This window comes from Enterobacter cloacae complex sp. ESBL7 (genome assembly GCF_041679625.1).
Lineage (GTDB): Bacteria > Pseudomonadota > Gammaproteobacteria > Enterobacterales > Enterobacteriaceae > Enterobacter > Enterobacter asburiae_B.
This window is the reverse complement of record NZ_JBGORN010000019.1, coordinates 15,946-32,935: the sequence shown is the minus strand read 5'-3', so window position 1 is coordinate 32,935 and position 16,990 is coordinate 15,946. Positions and strand designations below refer to the sequence as shown.

Here is a 16,990-nt window from a genome sequence, read left to right as displayed (position 1 = left end):
CTATCGTAGCGGTCTGTATTGGCTACTTCGACGGTTATTGTAGGGGTGTTGTATTCGCGAATAATTGCAGCGATATGTTGTTTCATTGGGGACTCCGTAGGTTGCCGCTTTGGGCTGTGTTACCGGGTGGCGGTATTGCCTCCCGATGAATTAAGTATCGCTCTTTTTGCCCTCAAAGTCAATATTAGTAAATACATTTATTACTTATATTTCATGAAGCTACGCAGTTAAAAAGATGCGCGGAGCGTATGGGAGGCGCAACGCGCCGGAAGCCCCGCAGCGCAAAGCGCGAGGACTTAAAAAGCGTTACGGCTTTAGCCGTAATAATCCCCCTTCCTGCAAAGCCATCCTTTCCACCGCTCCCGCCGCCACGCCACGGCCACACATAAGCCCTGTCCCGGTGAGCGGCCTGTGCGGCGCTCTGCGACGCGCTGGGCGTGATTTCCGGGTCCGTGGTGGGTCAGCGCAGCTGACGCGCCCGGATGGGCTGTAAACGGGCTTACAGCGCCGCTGGCGACGTTGGCCGGTACGATCAAATTTGCTGAACGACACTCGTAGCCGGCAGCAGCTGAGAAGCAGCTGCAGCTGGCGGGCGCCCATTTTGGGTTTTGCGTTATTTCAGTGAGTTAGCGACAGCAGGCAGGAAAAACAGGCATTCAGTATTTTTGATGCCTTATAGCCCCGTTGCGGGGCGGTTGGCGCGGCGCGGCCTTTGGCCGCTGCAAGCGCCGGGCTTGACGAACTGATACCCGTTGAGCTGCACAATCCATGTTTATCACAAGCGTCAGCGATGGAAGCCCGAAGGGGCGAGACAGCAAGGCTGGCTCGATGCGCAGCACGACGTAGCGGCCCGCAGGGAGACGCCCTATTTAGCGCTCGCCACCCATTTGTACAGACACCCAACCGACAGATTCAGATCGGCAGCAATATCCTTAACTTTCTCACCAGTCACCTTTCTGGCCGTCATTCTCTGCACGGCTTCATCCCTGAGCGTATCAGGAACGACCTTCACCACCGGAGAATGCTTCCATATCTGATGTACCCGCGCGACGTTCGCCGCCGCCACTTTATGCAACCTGGTGCTGGTCGCACGTTCAGGAGCATTCTTCCGGCCTTCGGCCATGAGCGCGAGCTGGTCAGCGGGGCGAATTTCGCCCCGCCGGATACGGCGCAAAACATTTTCCCGACACTGGCGGGAATGCTCGGCACTGGCAAGCGGCCTGTGTAGTGGTATGCCCCAGCGTTCCCGGTACTGTCTGGCGTTCATCTGGTGGGCTTTACTCAAATGAGGGGCCAGGAAAGAAAACTCCTTCCCGCACTCCAGGCACTTAATTTTTTCCGGTGCGTCGTCATGATCAGCCATCGTCCGGCCTCCTTTTCGTTATGCAGGGCGGCGATTAGCCGCCCTGCAATTTAATTAATAATCCTCCCGCTGTGTCCAGCGGTTATCCGTCAAAGCCTGCTGCGCGGTGCTGCTATCCGGGAAGTATTCAGCGGATTCCCTTGATACCGGGTAGCCCTCATTGGTGGCCGTACCGATGTAAAAACCGCGCTGGCTTTTCAGGATCTGCAACTCCAGGTCAAAACCCTGTTGCTGGGCGAGTTTTCCTTTTTCCATTTTTTTCTCCAGGCTGGCGGGGGTTTCCCCCCGCCTGTGGGTTAGTGAGATTTACGTGACAGGTAAAGCGGCAGGAAGCAATCAAGCGCATACAGGAATGAAACGACCGACGCAGAGCCGTACAGCAGCGCCAGCGGCACGTTATCGGCATAGCTAAACACGCCTGTTGATGCGGCCAGCCCCAGCACGGTAGTACACGCACCGCCCAGCTGGACTTGTTCGCGGTAGCCCTGGCGAACCATAAACCACGGAAGAGCCAGCGCGGCGGCGGCGAGAATAAACGCGATTGGGATGATGATCAGATAGTTCATAGATAACTCCTTAGATGCCACTTTGGGCTGTGTTATCGGGCGGCGGTATTGCCTCCCGATGAAATAAGTATCGCCTTTTTTGCCCTCAAAGTCAATATTAGTAAATACATTTATTACATATATTTCATTCACTTCTACCAACATAAAGCGCCCCGAAGGGCGCTAATTTCAGCGGCTGGATTTATCCACCTTTCCCGCATTGATGCGGATTTGCGCTGCAAGCCCCCAGGTAAAGCAGTCATGCCCTCGCCCCGCCAGCGCCCCGGATTTGTACGCCTCAAGCGTTACATCAGCCGGGATGGTGGTTTCGCCGTATTCTTTGCGCAGCAGTTCGATAGATTCAGCGATCAGAGCGTCGGTCAGGTCGCGTGAGCAAAACAGGTATTTCACGCCCCCATAAACACGGTGGAAGCCCGTAATGTTGTATTCGTAAATGTCCTCCATTGAGTTAACGCTACCTTCCTCAAACTTGTCTGTAATCGCTTCTACAGCCTCTTTGGTTGGGCCATCCGTCCACGAAACATAGAGCGCGTTATAGTCACGCATACGGACAGAAAACTTCACACCGGGGAAATGCTTTTTCAGCAGAATACGGATGTTTTTAGCGGCTAGCTTGGTGGTGTTGCTTTCGGTGGCCGTGGTCAGTAATCCGGCGTTTTCCGGGTCAGCGCTGGCGCGTTCGTTCGCCAGCTGGCGGGCATCTTCTTTCGCCTGGTGTCTCGCTTCGCGCTGGTCGGTCACACTCTGCACAACCTGACGGCGGGCGCGGAGTTCATCGAGTGAAAGGGTCTTGTCGATCACCTGATAAAAACGCAGGGAGGTTTCCAGCAGCGGGGCGCAGGTCGGGGCATTCAGGCCGAGGATGGTATAGCTGATTTTGTCGTCAGCCAGATTAACCGCGCTTACTACATACTCGTTTTTAAAAGAGGTGAGGCACTGGCCGACAGTTAAAGTAGTCATGATGTTACTCCTGATAATCGCCGCTTTGGGCTGTGTCACCGGGTGGCGGTATTGCCTCCCGATGAATTAAGTATCGCTCTTTTTGCCCTCAAAGTCAATATTAGTAAATACATTTATTACTTATATTTCATGAAGCTACGCAGTTAAAAAGATGCGCGGAGCGCATGGGAGGCGCAACGCGCCGGAAGCCCCGCAGCGCAAAGCGCGAGGACTTAAAAAGCGTTACGGCTTTAGCCGTAATAATCCCCCTTCCTGCAAAGCCATCCTTTCCACCGCTCCCGCCGCCACTCCACGGCCACACATAAGCCCTGTCCCGGTGAGCGGCCTGTGCGGCGCTCTGCGACGCGCTGGGCGTGATTTCCGGGTCCGTGGTGGGTCAGCGCAGCTGACGCGCCCGGATGGGCTGTAAACGGGCTTACAGCGCCGCTGGCGACGTTGGCCGATACGATCAAATTTGCTGAACGACACTCGTAGCCGGCAGCAGCTGAGAAGCAGCTGCAGCTGGCGGGCGCCCATTTCTGGTTTTACGTTATTTCAGTGAGTTAGCGACAGCAGGCAGGGAAAACAGGCATTCAGTATTTTTGATGCGTCAGCGATGGAAGCCCGAAGGGGCGAGACAGCAAGGCTGGCTCGATGCGCAGCACAACGTAGCGGCCCGGAGGGCGACGCCCAGCGCGGAAAGGTAAACGACAGGCACAAAAAAACCCGACTGGTGAGATCGGGCTTTAATGTTTTGCCCCAGACTGAGGCGGGAACGACCAAACAATTGACAACGAAATATTACGTCATGGGTAGCGTAAATGCAAACGACGCGGAATAGGGTATACTGCGCGGGTCAATCTGTTGACGTCCTCGCTCCAGCTCCCCGCTTATGCGGCATGAACGGATTAAAGCCCTGGTTGAAAAACAGGTGGTGCTGTTTCAATGCCCAGGCTGGAGCGGGAACGACCAAACAATTGACGTTGGGTAGTCGCTGTGACAGGCAATGTAAGGGCAATCAGCGACGTTCCGGCTCTGTATGGAGCAAACGGATGATTAACGTGTTAATCGTCGTTCTGCGAGCGGTTGTTGCGGTGTCTAACGCTGTGATAGCTGTTCTGGAACTGATTCGACAGTTTTTTGACTGATCGGAAACGTAAGTAAGGGTGGGGGGACCACTCCCCGCCCTTTAACAAATCAACGCTTATCTTTCCCGACTTCAACCAGCCTCTGCCACCTGGTCGCTATCTTTTTCCAGTTGACTCTAACCGAGCCAAACAGTGATGCAAGGACCACCACAAAAAAGACAGGTACGGCAATTTTAAAATATACCATTGGCGAAAGAGCCTGATTCAGAGCATCTAGCACGTTTGCAATACTTCCCACTATTGGCCCCTGCGTTACAGGGTGCAACACGATAGCTAATACTTTGATCACCAGAAGCCCAAAACCACTGAATGCCAACACGAACACAGCTAAAAAAATGAGTACGGGGATATGGACACTAACCATGTGCATAACGGCAAGTAGCGAACTACGGACGGCTTCACGAATAAAGTTTGCAACAATGCGCCATAATCCCCTTGCGGCATAAAACAAACTAACCATTCTTTTCATTCTCCCTGTCAATCATCGCAACCCAGCATTTTGCACCATCATACTCGTTTCCACCTTCAGCAATAAAAACATGGCCGTCAGTGTCGATCGCTATCGCGCCAGGGCGCTCACACCCGGCATCACGCAGGCAATTTTTCCAGCCATAGGCTTTCCCTTCCCATATCAGTACCACGCCGCCATCATGCCCCGGCCACGCTTCACGGTAAGCAGCTGCTTCAGTAAGAAACCGTAAGCGGGCGAAAAAGCCGGATTGCTTCAGCTCTTTTGCGTCGGCCAGTTGTGGGAATTTTGCCCTGGTAAAACTGCCCGCGTCCGGCGCAGCCACCACGATTTCATCATCAATGACATTGCGCCGGATCTCTTTGCCATCCTCGATAATCTTTTTGCGGAACGAGTGCCGGAACACGGCAGAGTAAGCCCCGGATTCATTCACGAAAACGCACGTATCCCAGCGGTGATTGCCCTTACTACGAAACGCCCGGTAAACCTCGCGGCCATACTTGGCCGCATCCTCTTTTTTGAAGTCGAAAGCCATATGTCAGTCCTTTTTCTCAAATACCTGTATGTATTGCCCGCAGCTGGCGCAGCAGTATTCACCCAGCCAGCGGCCATCCTCATTCCAGTCATTACTCCCGCAGCGGCAGCGCACAACGCGGCGCTTGCCTTCCGGCACCTGGAAAGGGGGGAATATCGTTTCCTGAATGTCCGGCCAGAACCGCACGGATGCCACCCGGACCGCCTTTGGCTGGCCCGAATAGTCGTGATACCGAAACCAGACTTCATCTGTCGTAACCATCAGCATTTCTTCCTGAACGAGTAAGGCGGGCAAATGCCCGCCGCTCCTGGTTAATCTATTGCCCGAAAAATACGGCTCTGTGACTCCGGCGGGAGCGTTTCGGTAAAGTCCCGCAGCGTGTGATAGCGTTCGGCCATCGTCTCATTCACGCGCTGCCAGCCACGCTCAAACGCCACGCAGCAAAAGTGGCTGTAGGCATACAGCGCAACGATAATCCCGGCTTCTTTCGCGCTAACAGGTTCATCAAAATAGTTAGGAAGCGTGAGCTGGTAGCCATCCGGCGCGATGAACGCACACGCACCGTTTTCATAGGTGATGTACTCCCAGCAGCCGCCATCATAGCCAACTGCGTATTTTTTCATAAAGCTGCAAACGTAGTTTTCTGCCTGAAGATAAAATTCCGCGAACGCGTAAGGAAGGAAACGCATTTTCTGAGCGGGGCCATAGATTTTTGCGGTGACGGTATTAGCCATGATGTTTACTCCGAGGTTGCCGCTTTGGGCTGTGTTATCGGTGGCGGTATTGCCTCCCGATGAAATTAGTATCGTTCTTTTCGCCCACAAAGTCAATATTAGTAAATACAAATTTTGTTAGACTTTACTCTCTGTCAGCAGTATATTTTCTGTATTGCGCAATACAGAAGGAAGGCCACATGACATTGCCAACACCCGAAACTTACGAAGAACTCCAGCACGCTTACGATTTTTTTGATGAACGGCTTTTTAATAACGAGCTGCCGCCATGCCTGATCACCCTGCAACGTGAAAAGCGTACTTACGGCTATTGCTCGTTTCAGCGCTTCGCGGGCCGTGAGAACGGGGAAATGGTCGATGAAATAGCCATGAATCCGGTGTATTTCTCCATACGCACCATCAAGGCGACGTTATCTACCCTGGTGCATGAAATGGTTCACCAGTGGCAGTTTCATTTTGGCAAGGCCGGGAGACGTGGCTATCACAATAAAGAATGGGCCGCGCTAATGGAGCGGGTAGGGTTAATGCCATCGGATACCGGGCAACCCGGAGGGCGAAAAGTAGGCCAAAGCATGACGCACTACATCATCACCGGCGGCGCTTTTGATCGGGCGTGTGATGAACTGTTAACGCGCAATTTTCAGCTGTCCTGGATGGACCGCTTTCCTCCGTACCAGCCGAAGCCCGGAGCGCCGCAGTCACCCAGCGGAAAAGGTTACATCGATGATGAAGATGATGATGGGGAATACCCGCAGGACGACTACACCGACGAACCCGGCGAACTGGATGATGAAATCATCGAGGCAATGAAGTTTGTTTCACCGCCGCCAGAAACCCCGGTAAACAAGTCCAACCGCGCAAAATACACCTGCCCTGTGTGTCATGTGAATCTGTGGGGTAAGCCGGGTCTGGTCGTGTTCTGCGGCGGGGAGCATTGCGAGAAGGCCGAACTTCAGCCCTCATAAGAAAAGCCCCTGACGGGGCTTTATTTTCATTACAGCGCGTGGATCGCATGGTTAGGGAAGGGGAGTGTAACTGGGGCGAATGGAATATCATCTTCAAAGTCCGGCATCGCGCCCTGTTGTGGTTGCTGCCCTTGCGTTCCCGGTGCAGCAGCTGGCGCACCGCCTCCGCTAAACTGTTGCTGTCCACCCTGACCAGCGGGAGCGCCGCCACCCTGGCGACCGCCCAGCATTTGCATAACGCCGTTCATGCTAACCACTACTTCCGTTGAGTAGCGATCCTGCTGGTCCTTATCCTGCCATTTGCGGGTACGCAGCTGGCCTTCAATGTACACCTGCGAGCCTTTGCGGAGGTATTCGCCTGCAACCTCGGCCAACTTGCCGAAGATGACTACCGTATGCCATTCCGTGACTTCTTTCTGCTCGCCAGTGGCTTTATCTCGCCATGATTCGGATGTGGCAAGGCGCAGGTTAGCGACCGCGCCGCCATTAGGCATGTAGCGCATTTCGGGGTCCTGGCCTAAATTGCCAACGAGAATTACTTTGTTAACACCGCGTGAAGCCATAATTTATCCTCCTGATAATGGGAAGCTGTGAGCTTCCCGGAGAAATAATTATCGCAATTTGAAGGGCTATAGTCAATCTAAGTAAACTATATATTTACTATTATTTCTTATTCGGATTGTTCAACTTTGCTCTGATTGATGGCGTACTTCTCTGCTTCCTTCAGCACCTTCAGGGCTAATTTTTCAGGTATCCACACGTCAACCTTGCGTAGCTTTTCGCCCTCAATATCGACGGCTAACGACTGGTACAGATCCCAAATGCGCTTCACCGTGGAACCCACGTTCTGCTTGGTCCGTCCGACACGTTCGGCCACGTCTTTATTGCTTTCCCCTTTAACCAACACTGAATGACCGATTTCGGTCGATAAGTGGGTAAACGTCTGCATTGCGGGTAAGAGGCGATCCCATTCTTCCTGCGTCATGCTGCGGGTCTGTTTGCGGGCCATAGTCATTCCTGATTGATAACGATTAAGCCCATGATATAGCGGCCACCGCTAACGGTCAATGTTAGTAAATAATGATTTTACTCTATTGAACTAATGAGAAGGAGAGGGGGAGGCCGTCGCGGCAGCAACTGGCCTCCGGGTGAATCAGCGAAGGAAATGCTGATAGCTCTGGATTATAGCGAAAGTTATCGCTTTTAAAAGAGAGTCCGCAACGCTCGCCGCAAGACCTGATTAGGGAGCCGCAGCGCGGCGAGTCTGTCAGGTCGAGGAAGCGTAATTTCCACTGTTGCTAAGTCGTACACCGGACGCGCCTTACTCACAGATAGGCTTTGTTAATTACAGGATATATGTACAGGTAGAAATTAAAGGAAAAACATAAAGGATCACCTTACAGGTTTAGGGGGGGGGTAATCTAACGTGGGCTAGGGGGGGTGATTTAACGTAGTTGAGGGGGGCGATTTAACGTAGCCAGGGGGGTAATTTAACGCAGTTGAGGGGGGGTAATTTAACGTGGATAACTTGCTGAATAAACAGGGTTATTAACAGAAAAGTGTTTTTGTGGATAGATTGCAAATCCCGTCTGTGGGTATGTTGTGGTTATTCAGCTGGGGACGGGGTAGGTCGGGATATGTGGATAAAAAACCCCGGTATCAACCGGGGTGAATGTGTGAGTTCAAGACTGTTTATATGGAATTGGGGGAGGGGAACAATACAGCAGCAGGCCACCCTTAACCTGTTCGACCTTTGCCGCCGGATACACTGAAAGCACCTGTTTCAGCGCTGGCATGAATGCTCGTTTAAAATCCTTGTCGGCATTCTTCCCGCTGTACTCCTGGGCGAACTGCTCCCGCAGCTTCATCCAGTACAGCATGACCGGGCGGCCCTCGATGCGGTGGAGACGGTGAGCAAGCCACGCGTATATATCGAGCGCCAGCGCGGAACCTTTCAGCACATGTAACGCTCTGTTGTCGAGCGGAACGGCGCTGTCTATCAGGCCGTTATAATAGCCTTCGGACAGGGTGAGTGTTCCCGGCCATAGCGTGAGCTGCTTCGCGTCACCATCTTTGATCCAGGCGTCAAACTGTTCGACAGGCTGGCCGTTATAGGTCCGGCCCTTAAAGCCCAGCTGCAAACGACACGCGGCCAGCGCCTGCATTTGTGTACGCAGCGTTTTATGACGGGTTCCCTGTGAGTCCATCCCCATAAGGTGAAGAAACTCATTAGCACTATGGCCGATGGCGATTTCTCGCGTTTTGTTGCGCAGTGCATACGATGAAATCCAGGCGAACGTGAGTCGCGGCATAGCGCCATAGGGTAAAGGCTGCTCTACCGGGCCACTGCCTTCATCAATCCAGCCTGCCTGTACGACGAGCCAGGCATCACCAGAACGGCGCATAAACTCACGCCCTGCCACCTTAGAACGGGGCAAACCGACCTGGCACAGAATGGAGTGGGTGAATGCCATATCTTCACCCTGCGGCGGCTCCTGCCGGATTAACGCCGCTGTATCAATGGCTTTTTGTTGCCGTTTGGTTAGCTGTTTGCTTTCCTCTGCCATTGCAATTTTCCGTAGTAATGTAACGCTGAGAAAACACTAGCACGGTGATTTAGTAATTACCAGTAAAAACAAAGGTGACTATTATTTACTTTTAATGCCGCTAACTATAATATTGGGATCGAATAACGGAACAAGCGGTGAGGAGAAGATATGAGTAAGAAGCCTCGTTATGTTGTCATGATCAAGGGAGGCAAAACCCTTTATCGTGGAAATAGTCGCTTACTTGCCTGGACGATATGGCTGGTTAACCGCCGTCATAAAGCGATAGCCTACGATTGTGGAATTTGGGTTGTTGAGCCTGCTTACTGGATTAGCATTCAAAGCAAGCGTGACTGTCACGATTAAGTTTGATTGGGGTTAATATGTTTGGAGTCATTTTTAACGCAACCTGCGGCGTGATATTCATGGTTTTAAGCCTGTCTGCTGGAGCTGGACTCGTTTTTCATAGTGATGGGTATACGCAGCCGCAGTTATGGAATATGGCGTGTTTAAGCATCGCTTGCGCCTTTGCCTGGGTGTGGGCTTTTAAGAATGCTGGTGAAAGCTGGTACATCCATAAAAGTCACAGAGATAGCTAATGGAAATCCTAATCGTCTTGATCATCGTGGGCGTTCCCGTTGCCTATATGATATGGGATCGCTATTTCCGCGTTTTCCCGCTGTCGTATTTCGGCATAGAGAACGTGCAGCGGGTCGCTAAATGGGAAAGCGACGAATGGCGAGAGCGAGTCTTTTCACGCGGAGGCATGACAAGCCGTGAGTGGATTAGCGTTAATACCCGCCAACTGGAGGCAATCAAAGCCGAGCTGCGCCGCCGTCAATAAGGCGGCTTATGTCTTTTAAGTATACCCTTCTGTCACCCTCTGAATCCTTCCCCTCGCGCCTTAATGGCATAACTCTAATGACATAGGTTATAGTGACATAACCCTAATGACATAAGAGGCGGTCATGTACATATTTGGATACCTCCGGGCTTCTGCGCACGATCAGGATGCGTCACGCGCCCAGCAGAGGCTTAAAGCCTTTGCGCTTGAGCATAATCACCGGGTAGCCGGATGGTACGTTGAGAATGCGTCTGGCGCGTCCCTGCAACGCCCTGAGCTTATGCGCCTGCTAAGTGATGCTGAGAAGGGCGATCTTATCCTGATTGAGCAGGTAGACCGCCTTTCACGCCTGGATGATGAAGGCTGGCAGCAGCTGAAGCGAATGATGCAGGAAAAGAACCTGGCGATTATCAGTCTGGACCTGCCAACCAGCTACGCGGCGTTAATGCCCCACGGTAGCGATGAATTTACACGGAGTATGCTGACGGCCATCAATAGCATGATGCTTGATATGCTCGCGGCCATCGCCCGAAAAGACTATACAGATCGCCGCCGTCGCCAGCAGGAAGGCGTAAAGAAAGCCAAACAGAAGGGGGTTTATCGTGGCCGGATGCCCGACCAGAATAAGCATGACCTGATCCGTTCTTTGCGGCACCAGGGGAAATCTATCAGCGAGACGGCCAGACTCGCTGGCGTATCGGAACGGACGGTTACGCGGGTGAGCAAAAGTTAATTCTGGCTATCGACCTTTTTACCAGGAACGCCGTGTTTGACCAGCAAATCCTCTATAGCTTCATCGAGCAGGCGGCTTTTAGGTATCCGCGTTTTGGCCGCTAGCGCGTCAAACAATGGGACAAGTTGATTATCAAGGGACGAGGTGAAGCGTCGGCGATTTTTTAAATAGGGTTCGGCCATTACATCCGTTTCCACACAGTTACAGGTGCAAGCAGTGTATGTGGCTGTCAGATAGATTAAAGTGGTTGCAGATAGTGCCTATATAGTGCAAAAATTCACCCTAAATACAGCACCAGGGCACTTACAAAAATAAAATATGCACGATTCAAGCTCATTTAAGTCGCCTTCATGGCGACTTTTTTATGCTCTTTAACAATATGATTATTGTGATAAACATGGATTGTGCAGCTCAATATCCATGTCTGGAGGAAGCGCTTCCGGGGCAAGCCCGGAAGCCTTGCTTATTAGCGGTGGGAGTAAAGACGCCAGGCTACACTGCCGGAACTGCCATCACAGATACGGCCAGCGAACACCGATCCCTGAGAGTATTTGACGCCGTTCAGGTAGCAGTAGCTGCTGTTCTGCGTTTGTTCTGAGCGAAAAGCTGACTCCTGCTGACTCAAGCGATGCTCGGCAGACTGGAGGCGAACGGAAAGCGCGTTGATTTGCTTCTGCTGATCGCTGATTCGATTTGAGAGTGCTACCGCGTCGTTCTGAGTGGCGCACCCGGAGAGCAGGGCGGCGGCAATGATAGCTGGGATTAGTTTCTTCATGTGTTACTCCTGAAATGAACGTCCGTATCGCTGAATAATCAGCTCCAGTGTGTTTTTGTTTTCTGAAATAGTGGTCATAGGGCAAGTGCTTAGAAATACTTTACGAGCCGCAGCTGTCGCGCCGGGGTTGTAGTAGGGGGTGTAAATTCGTATCTCAAAGAAGCTCTGGCGGCCCATTACACAGTCAGGCCCTGATGTTGCCTCGTTACCTTGTAACTTTCCGGCCATACAGGTGAACGCGAGACACGGATCACCCTTAGTATTTCCCTCCGCAAAGGCGCTGGCGCTACTGAAGATGCAGTACATCAATAATATTTTTGCAACGGTTCTTAGCTTACTCATACGTTCCCTCTTATCCATTTGATACAGCTTGTTGAAATCACATTGATAACCAACAGCAATCCCATTAGGAACAACAGGTTATAAAACTCTGGCGCTCCCAAACGGCCCATAAACCACTCGACAAGAAACAGCACGATTGATAGTGTGGCGATCAACTTCAATAGCTTTCTTGACGCAGCGCTTACAAAAAACAAACAAATACAGCAACATGACTTAGAGTAGGTAAAGAGGTTGTTTTTGAGGGACAGGGCAGTCTTTTTGAACCACAGCAGTACCCCCCTTTTAGGCATTTTGTCTTTTTGGTTTCTTTCGCCTTTCGGCCTCTTAAACTCAATCACATTGCCCATCGTTCACTCCCTTTCTCGAATCTTCAGATCGTCCAAATCCACACCTTTTTCCAGCAGCTCAACTAACCATTTAGGACGACGGCCAACGCCAGTCCACGTATTAGCCGGGTTAGCCGGGTCACGGTATCGAGGGGATTTGGTATCCCGATCCACCACTGCACCAGGCAGCTTCATTTCATCCAGAAGATACCCATCACTCAATCGTTCCTGTAACCAGACAGGGCGCTTTCCGTACCCGCTCCAGGTGTTAAATGGATTCTCCGGGTCACGGTATACAGGCGTCCCTTTTGGTCGCTTCTCCGACTGCAAAGGAACAAGCATAGGTTTCTTCCCTTTAACGTCTTTTTCTCTTGACACGATTCTATTGGCCCTTATGATAAATAAAAGTCGTCAAAATTACAATTACACGGACATACAAAAATGAAAAAATCATGGTGCTTGATAGCGGTATGTATCTCCGGCCTTTCTTTTCAGGGGGTCGCTCACGCGGCTTCTGCCTCGGATACGATCGCCAGCCTTGCTGCCCGATGCGCACCAGACGTTTCACCGCTGACAATGGCCTATATCGTCGGCCATGAATCCGGGAACAACCCGTATTTTATTAACGTTAACCGTGGCGCAAACCTGAAACGCCAACCGCAAACCGAAGCTGAAGCGGTAGAAGTTGCCAACCGGCTAATCAAAAACCTCAAGAAAGATGAAAGCATCGATATGGGGCTTGCGATGATTAATTCTAACAATTTGAGTTCGTTAGGTATCACGGTTGAGCAGGTATTTAAACCCTGCATCAATCTCCGCGCCAGTCAGACCATTTTAAAAGACTGTTATAGTACGGCCCTGAAATCCAACCCGCCCGGCCAGATAGCATTAAGACACGCGCTGTCCTGCTACAACACCGGGTCGCAAGTGCGGGGGATTTCAAACGGGTATGTCACGAAAGTAATTAACGTGGCTAAACAGTCTGATTTAAAGATCCCTACGTTGCTACCTGATGGGCAGAACGAGGAAGCGGAGAGCCAGCCTGTGAGTGCGAAGGGCGCAACCTTTGAGGGTGAGCACGATGCGTTTACGGGTGAAAGTGATAGTGGTGGTGATGTGTTTTCGCAGGATAACACTGACGCGTTTCTGACCAAAGCAGAGCAAAAAGGGAGTGAGGTTATGAATGACAAAAATCTATCTCCTGTTGCAGTCTCAAATAATTGATTTATGCGAAGCCGGAAAAATACAGGAGGTTGTAATTGAAAGGATTTCACTAAAGCAGTGGTATCCCATATTTGACGTAAAGGATGAAAATTTGGGTGAGGTTCGTTGCTCCATTCGGTTGAATAAAGATCACGAACTTCGCACATGGGCAGACCTGAGACTCCTGACGGAGTTTCTTCTGGATAAGTGCAATGTCGGCGAGTGCCGATTGATATTGAAATCAACAAAGGAAAGGTAGAGGTATATATGGTTACTTTTTTCAAAAATAACGGGTTTGCGCTGCTGGTTGCGCTGTTATGTATCGCAGCGCCAGAACTGGCCCTCGCAGCTGGCGGGGCAGACACCGGGGCCAGTACAGGTAACAACATCAAGTCATGGCTGGATACCTGGATTCCTATCGCCTGTACTATCGGCGTGATCGTGTCGTTCCTCGTTTGGCTGTTCCATCTTATTTCCGCTGGTTTTATGTTCCGTCTCGCAATCGCAATGGTTGGCATTGGCTCCGCATCATATCTGGTATCCCTGACTGGTATCGGCAGCTGATTAATGGGGGGGAGTACATCCCCCATTAAGTGAGGTTTTATGTTTGAAAATGGACAACGGCCATTATTTAAAGGTGCAACACGCGTCCCCCGGCTTGCTGGCGTTCCGCGTACTGTGGCGCTGGTTATCTTCATGATCTCGGCCACGCTGTTTATGACGTTACATTTATGGTCACTCCTTGTATTTGCGGTTCTGTGGTCAATTGCAGCAGCGCTAACTAAATACGACGACCGTATGTTTCGCATCCTTTCATTATGGCTACAGACTAAGTTTCGTAATGCACACGACACGCCATTTAAACAATGGAGTGGTTCAAGTTATTCCCCTGTGGATTACAAGAAAAAGGAGCTGAAATAAATGGTGGCATTGCTTAAACCTAAAACGTTCAGAGACGAGCCGAGCGTTAATGAAAAGTATTTGCAGCATAGCCAGCACCTTGATGATTATATTATCTCGATGCGTAATGGCGACCTGCTTGCTTTCTTTAAAGTCGATGGCCGGACACATGATTGTGCCTCTGACCGTGAGCTGATTACATGGAACGATGATCTTAATACGTTGATTAAGTCCTTCGGGACTGACCACGTAGAAGTCTGGTCACATGAGTATCATCACCAGTCTAAAGAGTATCCTGACTCTGAGTTTACCCAATTCTTCCCGCGCTACCTGGATGAATACAACCGCCGTCTGCAAACGGGGTCTAACCAGATGGTTAATGACCTGTACCTGACGGTGCTCTATCGCCAGATAGGCGATAAGACGCAGAAGTTCCTGGCTAAGTTTGAGCGACCGTCAGCTGACGAGCTGGCTCAAATGCAGGCTGAAGCCTTCACCGGAATGGAAGAAGTCTGTGAGCAGATCATGGAGGGAATGAAGGGCTATGGCATCAAACGCCTGGGTATTTATTACCGGGATAAAAACGGTGAGGAAATAGCGCTAACTGACGCTGAAGAAAAACAGTCTCTGCTTGAAGTAGACGAAGCAGATATTTTCGACGAACCGGTAATGCTCAACGTCGCTGATACCGTCCCGCCGACTGCTCACGCTTATTCTAAAGCGCTGGAGTTTCTTTATTTCCTGGTAAATCTGGAATGGTCCATTGTTCCTGTTTGCCGTGACCGTATCGGTTCTTACATCATGGAAAACCGTGTTGTCAGTTCTGTATGGGGGGATATTGTTCAGGTCAGAACGCTGGACAGCAATTTTTATACTACAGCTATCGAAATCCGTGATTACGAAAAAAACACGGAACCGGGTCAGTTTAATTTGCTGAAAGAAGCTGATTTTGAATATCTGCTGACTCAAACGTTTTCTTGCATATCCGAGGCTTCAGCTAAAACGCTTCTGGAGCGCCAGGAGAAGTCCATGATGGAAACTGGCGACAGAAGCCAGTCCCAGCTTGAACAGTTGAATACAGCGCTGGATATGCTGCTTTCTAAAGAAATTGTGATGGGCTATCACCATGCCACTATTCACGTTTTCGATACCGATCAGCGAGCAGTGCAGCGCAAGGCCCGTAAAGCTAAAGTCATGCTAAGTCAGTGTGGCTTCGTGGGGGGCGGCGTAGGGCTGGCCTCTGAAGCAGCTTACTTTGCGAAGATTCCGGGTAATCAGAAATGGGCGCCACGCCCGACGCCGATCAACTCATGGAATTTCTTCCATTTCTCCCCGTACCATAATTTTATGCGCGGCAAACCGGACAATAATCCGTGGGGTCCGGCTGTGACGATGTTCCGCACCGCGAACGGTACACCGCTGTATTTTAACTTCCACGTCACCCCACTGGAAGAACGCTCAATCGGAAAGCGCCCGCTGGGGCATATGTTGCTTACAGGTACGTCTGGTGAAGGTAAAACTACGCTGCTGGATTTCCTGTTATGCCAGTGCATGAAGTTTAATCCGCGTATGTTCTGCTATGACCGTGACCGGGGAATGGAGCCGTTTATTCGCAGTGTCGGCGGCTACTATAAAGTTTTACAGCAGGGAGTAAAAACTAACTTCTCACCGCTCAAACAGAAAGGCACACCGCGTAATATTGCGACCACTAAAAATATTATGCGTGTCTGTGCTGAAATTACAAATAACGGCCCGTTAGATAAAGATATGGGGATGGAACTCAATAAGGCAGTAGATGCTGTGATGGGTGAGCATTCATTGGTTCCTCCTGAAGCTCGCGATATTACTCGCCTTAACGGATACATCAATCACCCATACCTTAAAGACCTTATCAAAGACTGGACCAATGAAGGCCAGTATGGCTGGCTTTTTGATAATGGTGAAGATGCGTTAGATCTCGATGCTCATGATATTTTCGGCTTCGACCTGACAGAGTTCATTGCTGCGGAAGGTGAGATTCCCAGCCCGGCCAGAACGCCATTGTTAATGTACTTGCTTTACCGTATCCGTAATTCGATTGACGGGAAGCGCCGCGTTATTCAGTGCTTCGATGAATTTCACGCTTATCTTGACGATCCTGTTTTAAAGCTGGAAATAAAACGCGGCATTAAAACAGACCGTAAGAAAGATGCGATTTATTTGTTTTCCACGCAAGAGCCAAATGACGCGCTCGCAAGCAGCATTGGTAAAACGGTGATGTCGCAAACGCCATCAAAAATCTGCCTGCGCGATCCTGATGCCAGTCGTAAGGACTACTCCTTCCTGACCGATGCGGAGTTTGATGTGTTGCTCAAAATTCCTGAGCATTCGCGCCAGTTCCTCGTTAAGCAGGGGTCACAGTCAGCTCTTGCTACGTTCAATCTCAAGATTCATAACAGCGATACGCCAGAACGCGATGAAATGGAAATGGACAACATTATCAGCATCCTTTCCGGTGAGCCGCAAAATGCCGAGTTGGCCGAGGAATTGATAGGTAAATATGGTCCAGAACCGGAAAACTGGATCGAAGAATATTGGCGTCTTTGCCGTCATTAATTAGAGG

Annotated in this window: 25 protein-coding genes; 9 read left to right on the top strand and 16 right to left on the bottom strand. The window is 50.8% G+C overall.

Annotated elements, in window-relative coordinates:
• Positions 1 to 865 precede the first annotated feature (865 nt).
• The 4 genes from ACERY3_RS25105 to ACERY3_RS25090 form a co-directional block, all read right to left on the bottom strand.
• The gene (locus tag ACERY3_RS25105; RefSeq protein WP_040115102.1) at positions 866 to 1,363 is read right to left on the bottom strand and encodes a MucR family transcriptional regulator; all 498 of its coding nucleotides are present in this window, start codon (positions 1,361 to 1,363) and stop codon (positions 866 to 868) included.
• A gap of 54 nt (positions 1,364 to 1,417) precedes the next feature.
• Entirely contained in the window at positions 1,418 to 1,618 is a 201-nt protein-coding gene (locus ACERY3_RS25100; protein ID WP_116315264.1) for a hypothetical protein, read from the bottom strand.
• A gap of 41 nt (positions 1,619 to 1,659) precedes the next feature.
• Positions 1,660 to 1,929: a cobalamin biosynthesis protein CbiX gene (locus ACERY3_RS25095; RefSeq protein WP_116315265.1), complete on the bottom strand. Its 270-nt coding sequence runs from the start codon at positions 1,927 to 1,929 to the stop codon at positions 1,660 to 1,662.
• 168 nt (positions 1,930 to 2,097) lie between these two features.
• Positions 2,098 to 2,889, bottom strand: coding sequence for an LPD29 domain-containing protein (locus ACERY3_RS25090; RefSeq protein ID WP_058687589.1), 792 nt, complete (start codon positions 2,887 to 2,889; stop codon positions 2,098 to 2,100).
• 1,031 nt (positions 2,890 to 3,920) lie between these two features.
• Between ACERY3_RS25090 and dqlB the strand changes: the two genes are divergently transcribed.
• Positions 3,921 to 4,016 (top strand): DinQ-like type I toxin DqlB, encoded by a 96-nt coding sequence (dqlB, locus tag ACERY3_RS25085; protein ID WP_274611345.1) that lies wholly within the window; start codon positions 3,921 to 3,923, stop codon positions 4,014 to 4,016.
• A 49-nt stretch (positions 4,017 to 4,065) separates the two neighbouring features.
• Here dqlB and ACERY3_RS25080 read toward each other — a convergent pair whose 3' ends face one another.
• The 4 genes from ACERY3_RS25080 to ACERY3_RS25065 are packed head-to-tail and all read right to left on the bottom strand — an operon-like array spanning position 4,066 to position 5,754.
• Positions 4,066 to 4,485, bottom strand: a complete 420-nt coding sequence (locus ACERY3_RS25080; protein ID WP_139153041.1) for a hypothetical protein — start codon at positions 4,483 to 4,485, stop codon at positions 4,066 to 4,068.
• A complete protein-coding gene (locus tag ACERY3_RS25075; RefSeq protein ID WP_000863238.1) occupies positions 4,469 to 5,020 on the bottom strand; it encodes a hypothetical protein in 552 nt (183 codons plus the stop codon). The genes ACERY3_RS25080 and ACERY3_RS25075 overlap by 17 nt, the downstream gene beginning before the upstream one ends.
• Before the next feature lie 3 nt (positions 5,021 to 5,023).
• On the bottom strand, positions 5,024 to 5,281 hold the full coding sequence (locus tag ACERY3_RS25070) for a hypothetical protein (RefSeq protein ID WP_225935018.1): 258 nt from the start codon (positions 5,279 to 5,281) through the stop codon (positions 5,024 to 5,026).
• 50 nt (positions 5,282 to 5,331) lie between these two features.
• Positions 5,332 to 5,754 (bottom strand): antirestriction protein, encoded by a 423-nt coding sequence (locus ACERY3_RS25065; RefSeq protein ID WP_001642212.1) that lies wholly within the window; start codon positions 5,752 to 5,754, stop codon positions 5,332 to 5,334.
• Between the two features lie 179 nt (positions 5,755 to 5,933).
• Between ACERY3_RS25065 and ACERY3_RS25060 the strand changes: the two genes are divergently transcribed.
• A complete protein-coding gene (locus tag ACERY3_RS25060) occupies positions 5,934 to 6,719 on the top strand; it encodes a SprT family zinc-dependent metalloprotease (RefSeq protein WP_000174710.1) in 786 nt (261 codons plus the stop codon).
• A gap of 29 nt (positions 6,720 to 6,748) precedes the next feature.
• Here the strand turns inward: ACERY3_RS25060 and ssb are convergent, their stop codons facing one another.
• The 3 genes from ssb to ACERY3_RS25045 all read right to left on the bottom strand — a co-directional run bounded on the left by ssb (position 6,749) and on the right by ACERY3_RS25045 (position 9,286).
• Positions 6,749 to 7,282: a single-stranded DNA-binding protein gene (gene ssb / locus ACERY3_RS25055; protein WP_014014958.1), complete on the bottom strand. Its 534-nt coding sequence runs from the start codon at positions 7,280 to 7,282 to the stop codon at positions 6,749 to 6,751.
• A 107-nt stretch (positions 7,283 to 7,389) separates the two neighbouring features.
• Complete coding sequence (locus tag ACERY3_RS25050; RefSeq protein WP_024562321.1) at positions 7,390 to 7,728, bottom strand: TrfB-related DNA-binding protein; 339 nt, start codon at positions 7,726 to 7,728, stop codon at positions 7,390 to 7,392.
• 673 nt (positions 7,729 to 8,401) lie between these two features.
• Positions 8,402 to 9,286: a replication protein RepA gene (locus tag ACERY3_RS25045; RefSeq protein WP_000807122.1), complete on the bottom strand. Its 885-nt coding sequence runs from the start codon at positions 9,284 to 9,286 to the stop codon at positions 8,402 to 8,404.
• A 150-nt stretch (positions 9,287 to 9,436) separates the two neighbouring features.
• On the opposite strand from ACERY3_RS25045, the gene ACERY3_RS25040 reads away from it, so the two are divergent.
• The 3 genes from ACERY3_RS25040 (at position 9,437) to ACERY3_RS25030 (ending at position 10,842) form a co-directional block, all read left to right on the top strand.
• Positions 9,437 to 9,631 carry a hypothetical protein gene (locus tag ACERY3_RS25040; protein WP_071790232.1) on the top strand — a complete coding sequence of 65 codons (195 nt, stop codon included), beginning with the start codon at positions 9,437 to 9,439 and terminating at the stop codon, positions 9,629 to 9,631.
• Positions 9,632 to 9,863: 232 nt separating this feature from the next.
• Positions 9,864 to 10,109: a hypothetical protein gene (locus ACERY3_RS25035; protein WP_058687568.1), complete on the top strand. Its 246-nt coding sequence runs from the start codon at positions 9,864 to 9,866 to the stop codon at positions 10,107 to 10,109.
• 124 nt (positions 10,110 to 10,233) lie between these two features.
• Positions 10,234 to 10,842 (top strand): recombinase family protein, encoded by a 609-nt coding sequence (locus ACERY3_RS25030; protein ID WP_000275218.1) that lies wholly within the window; start codon positions 10,234 to 10,236, stop codon positions 10,840 to 10,842.
• On the opposite strand, the gene ACERY3_RS25025 is transcribed toward ACERY3_RS25030, so the two are convergent.
• The 5 genes from ACERY3_RS25025 to ACERY3_RS25005 form a co-directional block, all read right to left on the bottom strand.
• Entirely contained in the window at positions 10,839 to 11,024 is a 186-nt protein-coding gene (locus ACERY3_RS25025; RefSeq protein WP_024562121.1) for a ribbon-helix-helix domain-containing protein, read from the bottom strand. The genes ACERY3_RS25030 and ACERY3_RS25025 overlap by 4 nt on opposite strands.
• Before the next feature lie 284 nt (positions 11,025 to 11,308).
• Positions 11,309 to 11,617, bottom strand: coding sequence for a hypothetical protein (locus tag ACERY3_RS25020; RefSeq protein WP_000733764.1), 309 nt, complete (start codon positions 11,615 to 11,617; stop codon positions 11,309 to 11,311).
• Between the two features lie 3 nt (positions 11,618 to 11,620).
• Positions 11,621 to 11,959 (bottom strand): hypothetical protein, encoded by a 339-nt coding sequence (locus ACERY3_RS25015; RefSeq protein ID WP_000040982.1) that lies wholly within the window; start codon positions 11,957 to 11,959, stop codon positions 11,621 to 11,623.
• Positions 11,956 to 12,306 carry a hypothetical protein gene (locus tag ACERY3_RS25010; protein ID WP_014014953.1) on the bottom strand — a complete coding sequence of 117 codons (351 nt, stop codon included), beginning with the start codon at positions 12,304 to 12,306 and terminating at the stop codon, positions 11,956 to 11,958. The genes ACERY3_RS25015 and ACERY3_RS25010 overlap by 4 nt, the downstream gene beginning before the upstream one ends.
• Positions 12,307 to 12,309: 3 nt before the next feature.
• Positions 12,310 to 12,663 carry an H-NS family nucleoid-associated regulatory protein gene (locus ACERY3_RS25005; protein WP_225988093.1) on the bottom strand — a complete coding sequence of 118 codons (354 nt, stop codon included), beginning with the start codon at positions 12,661 to 12,663 and terminating at the stop codon, positions 12,310 to 12,312.
• A 63-nt stretch (positions 12,664 to 12,726) separates the two neighbouring features.
• Here ACERY3_RS25005 and ACERY3_RS25000 point away from each other — a divergent pair, with 63 nt between their 5' ends.
• From ACERY3_RS25000 to ACERY3_RS24985, 4 genes are all read left to right on the top strand, one after another.
• The gene (locus ACERY3_RS25000) at positions 12,727 to 13,509 is read left to right on the top strand and encodes a lytic transglycosylase domain-containing protein (RefSeq protein ID WP_014014952.1); all 783 of its coding nucleotides are present in this window, start codon (positions 12,727 to 12,729) and stop codon (positions 13,507 to 13,509) included.
• Between the two features lie 246 nt (positions 13,510 to 13,755).
• Complete coding sequence (locus tag ACERY3_RS24995; RefSeq protein ID WP_015060075.1) at positions 13,756 to 14,052, top strand: TrbC/VirB2 family protein; 297 nt, start codon at positions 13,756 to 13,758, stop codon at positions 14,050 to 14,052.
• 39 nt (positions 14,053 to 14,091) lie between these two features.
• Complete coding sequence (locus ACERY3_RS24990) at positions 14,092 to 14,409, top strand: type IV secretion system protein VirB3 (RefSeq protein WP_000462629.1); 318 nt, start codon at positions 14,092 to 14,094, stop codon at positions 14,407 to 14,409.
• Positions 14,410 to 16,983, top strand: coding sequence for a VirB4 family type IV secretion/conjugal transfer ATPase (locus ACERY3_RS24985; RefSeq protein WP_158115806.1), 2,574 nt, complete (start codon positions 14,410 to 14,412; stop codon positions 16,981 to 16,983).
• Positions 16,984 to 16,990: the final 7 nt, after the last annotated feature.